At 38.0% G+C, this 12,578-nt stretch carries 10 protein-coding genes; all 10 read left to right on the plus strand.

The window, feature by feature from the left end; translation table 11 throughout:
• Positions 1 to 32 precede the first annotated feature (32 nt).
• Positions 33 to 767: a hypothetical protein gene (locus A3850_RS13750; RefSeq protein WP_068217528.1), complete on the plus strand. Its 735-nt coding sequence runs from the start codon at positions 33 to 35 to the stop codon at positions 765 to 767.
• A gap of 339 nt (positions 768 to 1,106) precedes the next feature.
• The gene (locus tag A3850_RS13755; protein WP_068217531.1) at positions 1,107 to 1,376 is read left to right on the plus strand and encodes a hypothetical protein; all 270 of its coding nucleotides are present in this window, start codon (positions 1,107 to 1,109) and stop codon (positions 1,374 to 1,376) included.
• Between the two features lie 246 nt (positions 1,377 to 1,622).
• Complete coding sequence (locus A3850_RS13760; RefSeq protein ID WP_068217534.1) at positions 1,623 to 2,261, plus strand: hypothetical protein; 639 nt, start codon at positions 1,623 to 1,625, stop codon at positions 2,259 to 2,261.
• Between the two features lie 570 nt (positions 2,262 to 2,831).
• Entirely contained in the window at positions 2,832 to 3,560 is a 729-nt protein-coding gene (locus tag A3850_RS13765) for a protein phosphatase 2C domain-containing protein (RefSeq protein ID WP_231915353.1), read from the plus strand.
• 351 nt (positions 3,561 to 3,911) lie between these two features.
• Positions 3,912 to 4,622 carry a DUF6000 family protein gene (locus A3850_RS13770; protein ID WP_157501194.1) on the plus strand — a complete coding sequence of 237 codons (711 nt, stop codon included), beginning with the start codon at positions 3,912 to 3,914 and terminating at the stop codon, positions 4,620 to 4,622.
• A 559-nt stretch (positions 4,623 to 5,181) separates the two neighbouring features.
• Positions 5,182 to 5,790, plus strand: coding sequence for a hypothetical protein (locus A3850_RS13775; protein WP_068217543.1), 609 nt, complete (start codon positions 5,182 to 5,184; stop codon positions 5,788 to 5,790).
• A gap of 381 nt (positions 5,791 to 6,171) precedes the next feature.
• Positions 6,172 to 7,128 carry a hypothetical protein gene (locus A3850_RS13780; protein WP_068217546.1) on the plus strand — a complete coding sequence of 319 codons (957 nt, stop codon included), beginning with the start codon at positions 6,172 to 6,174 and terminating at the stop codon, positions 7,126 to 7,128.
• A gap of 391 nt (positions 7,129 to 7,519) precedes the next feature.
• Positions 7,520 to 8,734 carry a hypothetical protein gene (locus tag A3850_RS13785; protein WP_068217447.1) on the plus strand — a complete coding sequence of 405 codons (1,215 nt, stop codon included), beginning with the start codon at positions 7,520 to 7,522 and terminating at the stop codon, positions 8,732 to 8,734.
• A 353-nt stretch (positions 8,735 to 9,087) separates the two neighbouring features.
• Positions 9,088 to 9,417: a DUF3024 domain-containing protein gene (locus tag A3850_RS20615; RefSeq protein ID WP_068217548.1), complete on the plus strand. Its 330-nt coding sequence runs from the start codon at positions 9,088 to 9,090 to the stop codon at positions 9,415 to 9,417.
• 958 nt (positions 9,418 to 10,375) lie between these two features.
• Positions 10,376 to 12,346, plus strand: coding sequence for a DUF2075 domain-containing protein (locus A3850_RS13795; RefSeq protein ID WP_068217551.1), 1,971 nt, complete (start codon positions 10,376 to 10,378; stop codon positions 12,344 to 12,346).
• Positions 12,347 to 12,578 lie beyond the last annotated feature (232 nt).

The following is a 12,578-nucleotide window of genomic DNA, read 5'->3' on the forward strand; positions in this document are numbered from 1 at the left end:
TACGTTTACAATCTTTTATTAAATCTATCACTATGTTCTGGAAGCGAAAGCCAAAGTGTCCAATAACAGAGCAGGATCGGCTCTGGATTGAAGAGAAACTTAAATGGATAAATCTGAACTTTATTAATCTTCAAAAGCAGCCTACATTTCTTTTGAATTCTCAATACTTTCCAGTAGAATTTGATGGTACCTACGAAAGTGCCGAAGAAACTCTCAATATACTGTGTGATTACTTTCAAATTAGTTCGCACCGAATTAAATTCGGAATTTATAAAGATGATCCAAATGAACCTCGAAGTAAAATAATCGTCAATCGTGATGGTGGAGGGTCAGCAGGTCTATATTATCAAGATGATAATATTGGCAATATCTTACTAGAAGAGAAAGAATTGTTAAATCCTACATCTATGATTTCTACGCTAAGTCACGAACTGAGTCATTATGTCATTATGGAGGAGAAGGGATATTACTTTCAAGAATCAGAGAATGAAATACTAACCGATCTCTTATCTATTGCGTATGGATTCGGCTTATTTATGGGAGCAAGTCGATTTACTTTTAGTCAATGGCAATCCGATGATGGATGGGGCGGTTGGTCTACATCAACTAAAGGCTATCTTCCATCACAAATTATAGGTTACGCGCTTGCTGAATTGCAGAATTATAAGGATGATTTTCATCCAAATTGGCTTAGTGAGGTCAGTGGTAGCTTCAAGAAAGACATCGTAAAGGGGCTAAAGTACATTGAATACAATAGGCAAATTTGAATAGATAGAAGAATGTAAACATCGAACAAGTAGAATTAAGCAGAAAAGTAAACTCGTAGTATCAGGTCGTAACCTAATAAACATGGTCTTATTATCCGCCCAACACTGCAATCCACGTCAAGCCGCTGTCACTTCGAGTCGATGGCTAGTCTACGTCCAAAGCCCGGCCACTGGTCCGAACACTCGGATGTCCAAAAGTCCTCCGCAAGCTCCGGAGTTTTGGCCATGCTCGTTTATCGGCCCATTGGCCTTTTAGTTCCGATTGAGTATCTTAGTGGAGTCAAGGACGCGGCCTGCGTGGGCTGCAATCGTTGGGCGAAATACAAACAGTGAGTTAGTATGAATGATGATTATAATAAGATTGAGCAAATGAAAAAAGATGGACAATCCTTACTAGAGACTGTAAAGTATATTAGGAAGAAGTATAGATGTTCTATTAACGATGCGAACGAAATTGTACTGAATTCACCTGCGTGGATACACTATAAAGATGAATTTTATTCATTACAAGATAGTTTTCATAGCTTACTTGATCAAGTAGCTGATGAAATTGAAGAAGAAGATGGAAAAGTTTCATGGATCTTCAATATAGACCAAGACAAGGATTAGACTCTACGGACTCTATCATCCCTAAATGGGATAAATTTTTTATAATGAAAATAGAAGTATAATCGTACATTTTGCATCATTTTTTTCGGTCTACACCAGTGAATATATTTACTTGTTGGGCGAAACGGAATAATGATGAGCATTCGAAGTCGGTTGCCGCACTAAGTGTTTGGATAAACAAAATACTTTAAGTACCGGCTAATTTCTGCGGCACCAATATTTCGTTTCAAAAATTAGAATGAAAATATGAGGCAAACAATACAACTTATTTATTTAGTCATACTCGTTGTGATTTCTATGAATCTAAATGGTCAATCATCTGAAATAGTTACGCTGGATGAAAAGAATTCCTACCAATATAAAAGCTATTATAAAGATGGGAGCTTGAAATCAGTTATAGACTTTTATGCCAAAAAACCATATTCGTCGGTCGAAACATTTGAACTCAAATTAGAAGCATATAAAATAAAATATCATGGAGAAAGTAAAGAGTTTTATGAGAATGGGCAACTTAAAGAAATCGTGGTTTATGAGAGAGGAAAGGTAATCCAATTTATGAAACAATATTTTGAAGATGGGGAGGAACTTTCGGTACATACAGAGTCATTGCCAGAATTTCAATTTATTATTGAGAAGCAAAACATTTGGCTGAACAATAAAATTAAAGAGACTGAGGAAAAATATAAAATTGATCTTGAAGGGCAGGGTGTGATACTACTTGAAATCAGTAAAGACGGCACAATCAAGACAGTAAAAGCCAAGACAGCCATCGAAAGTCATAGGAAATATCTCATTGAGATTGGCGAGCAAATTAAGGTTACAAAACCGGCTATGAAGAATGGAGAACCGATCGGGACAAGATTTGCTTTTCGTATAGCAATGTAGAGGTGTTGAATGCACTATATGTGCAAAGGTGTCACCTTGGTAGAGGCTAATATGATTTGCCTAACAGGACAGCGGTTACGCCTCGTTAACAAATAAAAGTACTCGCCCAACACTGCATCCACGTCAAGCCGCTGTCACTTCGAGTCAATGGCTCTGCTACAGTTCGTGCCCGGCCACTGGTCCGCATACTCGGATGTCCAAAAGTCCTCCGCAAGCTCCGGAGTTTTGGCCATGCTCGCTTAGCGGCCCAGTGGCCTTTTAGTTCCGATTGAGTATCTTAGTGGAATTAAGGACGCGGCCTGCGTGGGCTGCAATCGTTGGGCGTAACGAATAAATACTATGACTTAGAATACGTTCGTTCATCGTCACGCTGGGCGAAACAGGATAAACACTATGACTTAGAATACGTTCGTTTATCGTCATGTCGGATCCAAAGGAATAATGCTAAATCACTAGATTGCGTTTATTGATCTTCCTATAATGCCAAAGGTATTTTTGAGCTGAACGGACAATCGTTGAACTTTCGCCTACAAGGAGTAACGAATAACTAGTATCACTGTATAAGATATGATGATAGATACATTGACAAGAATAGGAAAGCACCACACTAATCACTGTGAAGATTCATGTGGAAATTTTCAAATCGATGAAAGTCGGTTCCTAATCGCGGTTTCCGATGGTTGTTCGATGGGTACTGAAAGTCACTTTGCGTCGACTTTATTCATGAAAGTGCTTAAGGAGATAGCCAAGGTCCACTATAACTTAAGTTTCATCGGTAAGAGTGAACCAAATATTGATGGTCTTTTAATGGTGATTTTGAAAGGACTTTTTAATAAAGTCAAAATGATTAGAGATACACTTCAGCTTGATAAATATGAATTATTGGCTACCTTGATAGTAGCGGTGTTTGATAGTAAGACCAAAGAGGTATCTGTTATTACAATAGGCGATGGTTTAATCTCTATTGATGACAAGATATATGAATACGACCAATCTAATCGACCTGATTATGTTGGCTATCACTTAGACGAAATCTTTGAGGATTGGTTCAGCGACCAAAGGCAAATCTTGTCTACGACATTTGAAAAATCAATATCAATATCATCAGATGGTATATTTACTTTTTCGGATGACTTCGATGAGCCAGTGAGAAACATCAGGCAAAGACAAATAATTGCGGATTTAATGATACGCGTAAATCCGGATCAACGAAGTATACAAAATAAAATGGATGGATATTTGGATAATGAAAACTTATCAACAAATGATGATGTCGCAGTTGTAAGTGTTTGTCTATAAAGTCAAAAGTAATTATCGACAAAATTCAATTTTGATCTGGTAGATAAGATCCCATCGAGCGATAGGGTGAAATTTACTATCATCCGCCCAACACTGCAATCCACGGCAAGCCGCTGTCACTTCGAGTCGAAGGCTGTATTTCGTCCAAAGCCCGGCCACCGATCCGAACACTCGGATGTCCAAAAGTCCTCCGCAGAGCTCCGGAGTTTTGGCCATGCTCGCTTATCGGCCCAGTGGCCTTTTAGTTCCGATTGACTATCTTAGTGGAGTCAAGGACGCGGCCTGCGTGGGCTGCAATCGTTGGGCGAGAAAGAATAAACACTATGACTTAGAATACGTTCGTTCATCGTCGTGTTGGGCGAAAAAGTAAAAGACAATAACCCTACAATGGAAGATGATAGATTAAATGAAACAATAAAATTACATTCTGCGGGTGCAACTGTTAGACACAATTCGCCATTTGAAGAATTGGAATCTTATAAAAACGAAATTGAAATAGACCAATCATTCCGAGAAGAATGGGTGATTCCTTTTTATTTTGAACTTCATAGAAATGATGAAGAATGGGTTAATAGAATAGTCGAATTGCGCCCTAAAATAAGTGATGAAGTTATCCACAAAAATTTAGGTGATTTTAATTGGCGAACTCGTTCAACAGGTGCATTCTTCGCTGCCGTTAAAGATAAAAAGGAGTACATCGAAATAATCGGAACTCATTTGTTAAAAAGTGAAGTTTGTTATGCAGGAAGAACATATGCAAAAGTCTTAGCTTATTTCAATGACGAAAAAGGAAATGAATATTTAGAGAGATACTTAGAATATTATCTTAAACGAAAAGACCTCTATTTTGATCAAGGCAATATCTTCCAAGCGGTCAAATATTTAGATAAAATAAATGGAACAAATAAACTTGACAGATTTGTTGATGATTGGAAGGAATTCTCGAAAGGAAAATTCCAGAATGAGGATAATGATGATGAAATGGAAACAGATGATTTGAAAAAGCAAATAGATACAATTGAAAAAATAATAAACACGGCAGCCTATAAAACAAGCCGCTAATTTAGCTTCAAGAAAGACATCGTAAAGCAGCTAAAGTACATTGAATTCAAAAGCTAACTTTGAATAAATAGAAGAATGTGATCATCGAGCAAACAACAAGCAAATAGAAAAGTGAACTCATAATATGAGGTCGTAAAGCAATGAAGAAAGTCTTATCATCCGCCCAACACTGCAATCCACGTCAAGCCGCTGTCGTTTCGAGTCTATTATAGAACTACGTCCAAAGCCCGGCCACTGGTCCGAACACTCGGATGGCCAAAAGTCCTCCGCAGGCTCCGGAGTTTTGGCCATGCTCGCTTATCGGCCCAGTGGCCTTTCAGTTCCGATTGAGTATCTTAGTGGAGTCGAGGACGCGGCCTGCGTGGGCTGCAATCGTTGGGCGAAATCGAATAATAAGAATTAAAGGACGTGGACAAATCTCTGAGCAATCTAATAAAGATGATAAGTTTACACATGGGAAGCCAGTACTAATGAATAGACATAATAAGCCGTCGAGTGGAGCTAAGAGTTAAATCACTTGGTATTCAGGATTGTAATATAAAGAATAAGAGTAATTACCATGAAACACAATGATACGATACTGTATAAATGGATTGATTTTTTCTCAGTTGTTTCAGTTGTTTCAATGTTCTTCTGGTACTACAATAGTTTTGAAGGCGGAGCATTCATATATTTATTTGAATATGGACTTCTGCTTTTAATTATGTTTTGTATCTACATTTCGACTTTAATCTTTATAATCTATAGAGTGTTAAATGGCAAAGGTAAAATGATGTTTCTTAGTAAAGTTTTCCATGTTTCTTTTGCTGTTCTACTTCTTACGACGACTATTTATAACTCAGAGCTATTTAAATCAGCTGTAATAATAAAAGCTATAATGGTTGATGACTTATATTCGTACACTCTCGTGTTTAGAACGGATGGTGGAGTGACTACAGAAATTAATGGTATGTTTGGTTATACTGAAACAATTAATGGAAAATACCATCTGAGTGACTCACTAATCATATTCGATATTCAACCGTATGATAAAGGATTTCTAAAAGATACCATGCTAATTGATCCGAGCTCTAATGCACTTTACATGTATAAAGACTCAAACGGACAATTTATAAAAAAGAAAGACTGGCTGTCCAATTTTGACATAATTGAAATGTCCCAGTATTAAACTAACAGGCGAAATTAAAACAATCATTCGCCCAACACTGCAATCCACGTCAAGCCGCTGTCACTTCGAGTCGATTGTAGTATTACGTCCGAAGCCCGGCCACTGGTCCGAACACTCGGATGGCCAAAAGTCCTCCGCAAGCTCCGGAGTTTTGGCCATGCTCGCTTAACGGCCCAGTGGCCTTTTAGTTCCGATTGAGTATCTTAGTGGAGTTAAGGATGCGGCCTGCGTGGGCTGCAATCGTTGGGCGTAAAAGAATAAATACTATGATTTAGAATACGTTCGTTCATCATCGTGTTGGTGGTAAAAGGAATCAAAAAAGTATACTGACGTTCGCTGATCTTTGTGTACTTTTCAATAAATAGATTAAAATATGAAGTCATGGCAATGATCGTAAATAAAATGCTAAGGGTAATACCTAAGAAACATAAAATAAAGGATATCGATTGCCATGCAATTTGTTTAAATTTAGCTGAAACAGGTGGGGAACTTTGGGAAAAAGTAATTTACTTCGTCAATGAAGAGGAAAATTGTTTAGACATAAAATACAAATCTAGAAAAGGTAAAGGCAACCTCGGTATTGAAGACAAATCTAAAGATTTTGACATTTGGACAATCGAAAATTATGAAGGAGGGGTAGATAATATTTACTTTTTAAATTTTAAAGAATATGGACTGAAGATGCCTTTTGAAACTATCAATTTATATGGCTTTGATGAGTTACGGTTAAGGGGTAATCACGTCAACCTGAAACAAGATTTTTACCCAATGTTTTTTCATTTTAATAATGACAAAGCACCATATCAATTAGAAAACGTTCTGAAAAATTGCAAAGATGATTATGTATCATTTGATGTAAATGGTATTTATTCTGCTGGAACAATTTATAGCGTAGGAGAAGAGTTTTCAAGAATTCCTGAATTACAAACAAAAGAAGAATTTCATAAGCCAAGAAGTGTTTCTTATTGGGAGGCAAACTTTTTGATATTGAATTATGAACTTAATAAATTAATACAGGAGGCGGTAAATAATAAGTTTTCTTCTATCGAATGGGATAAGTCAAATTTATCAGAAATTCAATTTTGCTACAAAAAGAGAATTGTGAAGAAAATTGAGATTGGGGAACGATGGAAGTTTTTCAACGCTGAATTCTTTGACAATACGGTAGAAAAAAAACTGGATAGATTACTCTTCATTGTGGAAAAGAGGATTAATTTAATAGAGAATAGTGATGAGGAAAATGTATACCCGTCGTTGCAAGCAAAAATTGGCAATGACGGGTACGCGGAGGCCTTAAGCGACATAGTAATTAATTATGTTAGAATTACTGTAAGATGAATACAGGATTGAATATTATCCGCCCAACACTGCAATCCACGTCAAGCCGCTGTCACTTCAAGTCGATTGTAGTATTACGTCCAAAGCCCGGCCACTGGTCCGAACACTCGGATGGCCAAAAGTCCTCCGCAAGCTCCGGAGTTTTGGCCATGCTCGCTTATCGGCCCAGTGGCCTTTTAGTTCCGATTGAGTATCTTAGTGGAGTCAAGGATGCGGCCTGCGTGGGCTGCAATCGTTGGGCGTAAAAGAATAAATACAATGACTTAGAATACGTTCGATCATCGTCACGTTGGGTGAGAAAGAACAAATACTTTGACTTAGAATACGTTCGTTCATCGTTGTGTTGGGCTAAAAAGAATAGTAAAATCTATAGCTCACTTCTGAATTTAGTATGGCAAAAGTAATTATCCAAATAGCAGTACTTCTAATCCTTATCACTTCATGGAGTTGCGAGAGAAAATTAGACCTAAACGGCCATTACCATGTTGAGAAGCTATTAACTCAAAGTGATTTAGATGTACAACATATTGAGATAGTCAATGATTCGGTAGTCTATTTATATTACTTAAACGAAAGGGTAGGTCAAGGGAAATTATCTCTAAAAGATAGTATAATTTATCTACCAAGTGGCCATGGTATCCGTAAATACGGGATAGAGAATTTTACAACTTTAGAGCTTTCTTTCGAGGATTCAATAGCCTATACGCTTCAGCGAGTAAATAATAGTATCAAGCATCAGAAAATTGATTATTACAATAGCACTGGTTTAGATATCAACTTGCCTTATTGTAGTTATATAGAATCTGATTACCCCGCGAAACAATTATGGTTGCCAACCTACATTGGTCCAGTTACAAATGTTGGTGATACTCAGATAAAATATTCGCACGGTTATAGGGCGAAATCATTAAGTAATATGCATGAAATATGGCTAAAGGTAGCTCAACATAGAGTAAAGCTTCCGGAAAGGCTAAGAGACAGCGTTGCGGTCATATTACACGTTGATGAATCAATTTCTGCTTCTTTAGTTGATAGTGTTGTAAAGCAATATGTTAAACAAGACATTGGAAACTTTTATATGACTTGTCAGGATGAAAATGCAATTGATACATTCAAAACTATCTTGATTAAACATTTTGTCAATGTTGATGAGATTTTGCAACAAGAAATCGAAAGAGCACGAAAAACAGAAAGCCGTAGACAGTTTTATCAAGAAGAATTTATAGATAGACTTGGTTCAGTAACGTTCGGCCATTTATCTCTTTCGGATAACCTTAATTCAGAATTTAGCAAATTCGAACTTCAATTTTACAGCGAATTAGTTAATACTGATATATACGAGTATGAAGTGACTAACTTTCTTATCAAACTTTATAAATACCATTTAGAAAGAGCCCATCAAGGCTACGCTATAAACGGAAACCACGAAAAGTTTTCGAAAAGTTTGATAAATAGATACTTAGCCATGTACGATTTAGAAAAAAAGGAATTTATTTCGTCAGGCATTGTTGAGTACCTTATTAATAACAAATTAGTCACGAATTACGATAGGGCAGAGTATGCTGATCTTGAAGAGACAAAGAGATCGATTATCTTAAGAAGATAACATCCGCCCAACACTGCAATCCACGTCAAGCCGCTATCACTTCGGGTCGACGGCTCTATTACGTCCTAAGACCGGCCACTGGTCCGTTCACTCGGATGTCCAAAAGTCCTCCGCAAGCTCCGGAGTTTTGGCCATGCTCGCTTATCGGCCCAGTGGCCTTTCAGTTTCGGTTTAGTATCTTAGTGGAGTCAAGGACGCGGCCTGCGTGCACTGCAATCGTTGGGCGCAAAAGGAATAAATACTATGACTTAGAATACGTTTATTCATCGTTGTGTTAGGCGAAGAAAGTATAAAATAACGCACTTGATGACATTCGATGATTTAGGTGTTCGACTAAATAAAAGAGAAAGAGTATGGATAATATAAAAGAATATTTAGATCAGTACGTTCAATCAATTAGGCCACCCGCCGAAATTAGGCCTAACCTCGATATTAATTACAGTATTGAGAATCATTCAGTTTATATAAATGAGGTACGACCAAGAGACTATGGGAATTTAGCCGATTACCGTTCATATCCAAATGTAAAATTCACATATGTTAAATCAAGAAACATCTGGAAAATCTACTGGATGAGGGCAGACTTGAAATGGCATGCGTATACACCGGCGAAAGAAGTGAATACTATTGAGGACGCTATAAAAGTATACGATGCGGATGAATATGGCTGTTTCAAAGGTTAAAACGCAAACGTTACTTGGAAGTCTCAGAGATGTGGCTCTGCTTCCGTATGCAGATCAAAGCATAAGCGAATAACAATGAAGCCAAGCAAGCAATGTTTCTTATCAATTAGCAGAGACAATTCAAAGAAAATTTCCGAATCTATATTTTTATTATGCCGGAATTATTCCTACAATTGATAGTGAATTCAGGTCTGATTTGACACCACAGAATTCTACAGTCTTTGCCCAAACTGGAGGGGATAGTGTATATTACAGTTATCTAGAAGTGTCATCTGATTGCACGTTGATAGTACTGACAGTTCCATGCAATTATACTGAGGATATTAGCGAAGCAAATATCATTTTAGCCGAAAGCCTTACCGAATTCTTAGGATTGTAATATTATAAGGGGTGGTTTAGTCTGGAGCAGATTTGTTACAACTTTCAAAAGCAGAATCGTACTATTGTGAATCTTATTTCGACGGAAACATACCTGAAGATGGTGAGATTCGATTTATCAAAATGCTAAGGGAAAATCTTGAATACGAACACGTCAAATTAATTAAAGAAAGACTCGAATTCTTAAAGTCTAATTATTTCAGCATGCTTGCATTTAGATCTGACTATAGAAATAGGCATAAGGAGTTGTAGTCACATGACGTTATTCGCAAAGCCGACCGCTGTATGAAAAGTAAAACAATGACAAGAGTCAGAATAACTTACGAGAAATAAAAATCCGCCCAACACTGCACTCCACGTCAAGCCGCTGTCACTTCAAGTCGATTGTAGTATTACGTCCAAAGCCCGGCCACTGGTCCGAACACTCGGATGTCCAAAAGTCCTCCGCAGGCTCCGGAGTTTTGGCCATGCTCACTTATCGGCCCAGTGGCCTTTTAGTTCCGATTGAGTATCTTAGTGGCGTCAAGGACGCGGCCTGCGTGGGCTGCAATCGTTCCATGCAATGTAAAAAACAGAGACAGTGAAAAGAAGCTATTATGATGATCAATTTAGTGAGTTCAAGAAATTAGAAGTCAACCATATCCTGGGCGAATTAAGCCTAAATCATTCATTTGATCTAAACGATCTACAAAAGAACGCATGGGTTTCGCAAATTCAACTACTACAGGAAGCTATCGATGATAATATTAGAGGTAAAATTTATTTTGAGTTTGGAATTCCCAGAATGGGTAAAAGAGTTGATAATATTTTAATTATCAATGGCATAATTCTGGTCGTAGAATTTAAAATCGGTGAAAAGTCTTACCCAAAACATGCCGTTGAGCAAGTACTCGATTATTCAATTGATCTACAGAACTTTCATGAAGGGAGCCATTCTGCACTTCTAATTCCGGTACTAGTCTGTACGAAGGGGTACGAGGAGAGTTTCTCTTTAGAGTTCATCAAGAATATTTCAAATGTAGTGAAGTTGAATGCTGAGAACCTAGGTCCATTTATTAAATACATAGATGGATTAGATGTTAGTTCTTGTCTAAATGTAGGGGCATGGGAAAATTCTAGCTATAAGCCCACTCCAACAATCGTCCAAGCAGCTCAGGCATTATATAAAGGGCATAATGTCGACGAGATATCAAGGTCTGACTCCGGAGCGATAAATTTATCTAAAACAGCGAACTGTCTTAGCTCAATAATAGAATCCTCGAAGCAAAGTAGACAAAAATCGATATGCTTTGTAACAGGGGTTCCAGGAGCAGGTAAAACCTTGGCTGGTTTAAATATTGCAACAAGTCGAATGAAAGTTGATGAGGATGAACATGCAGTATTCCTTTCTGGAAACGGCCCTCTAGTCGATGTATTAAGAGAAGCGTTAACGCGCGATGAAGTCAGAACAGGAAAAAGCTCGGGAGTAATCATCACAAAAAAAGAAGCAGCAATAAAATCGAACGCTTTCATCCAAAATATTCACCACTTTCGAGATGATAATTTAAGGTCAATTAAGCCGCCAGTTGAGAAAGTCGTAGTATTTGATGAAGCCCAACGTGCATGGACAAAAAAACAAGCTTCTGATTTTATGTCTCGTAAGAAGGGAGTTTCAGATTTTGATATGTCAGAACCGGAATTCTTAATCAGCGTAATGGATCGGCATAGTGACTGGTGTACCATAGTTTGTCTCATCGGTGGTGGACAAGAGATAAACACTGGTGAAGCAGGATTAGAGGAATGGGTAGCTTCTCTAGGTAATTCGTATACTGATTGGAAGGTCTATTTTTCGGAGCAGATTGTTCAAGATCAAAATTACTTGAGGACCACCGAGTCTATATCGTGGCTAAAGTACAACGGAAATAGAGAGACTAACTTACATCTTGCTGTCTCAGTTAGATCATTTAGATCCGAACGGGTGTCAGAATTCGTACAAAGCTTACTTGATGTTAACCTGCTACGATGTCAGCAAACTTACGAATCGATTCACAAAGAATTTCCTATCGTGGTGACTAGAAGTTTAAAGAAAGCAAAGCAATGGTTAAGATTCCGACGAAGAGGAACAGAGAGGATCGGAATAGTATCATCGTCAGGAGCTAAAAGGCTAAGAACTGTTAGCGTGGACGTTGCTCATTCAATAGTACCTTCCAATTGGTTTTTAAACACAAGTTCTGACATTAGGTCGTCAGACTTTCTAGAGGAAGTTGCAACTGAGTTTGATATTCAAGGTCTAGAAATAGATTGGACTTGTTTAGCATGGGGAGCAAATTTATTTCTTGATGAAAATAATGAATGGAATTTCAGAAAACTGAGTGGGACCAAGTGGCAGAAGATCAAGAAGGATGTTGATCAACAATATTTGTTGAATTCATACAGGGTGTTGCTGACTAGGGCGAGACAAGGTATGATCATCTTTATTCCAGAAGGCGACTCAAGAGATCAAACACGAGATATTCGTTTCTATGATGGAACATTTGCTTTCCTAAAAGCAATTGGCTTACAGGAAATTTAGATGCATGGAACACCGCAGCCGCGTCAACCCACGCGGATCGCCGGTGGGGTGGAGCCTAAGTTTCGGGGGAGGGACCATCTTGTGCTTTGCCCTATCTTTGGTGGTGCGCGCGGGCTGCGCGACTGCAAACGTTGGGCGTAACAGAATAAATACTATGACTTAGAATACGTTCGTTCATGGTCGTGTTGGGCCAGAAAGAAACAAACACTATGCCTCAGAGGACGTTCGTTCA

The sequence above is a fragment of the Lewinella sp. 4G2 genome (assembly GCF_001625015.1).
In the GTDB taxonomy this organism is placed as follows: domain Bacteria; phylum Bacteroidota; class Bacteroidia; order Chitinophagales; family Saprospiraceae; genus Neolewinella.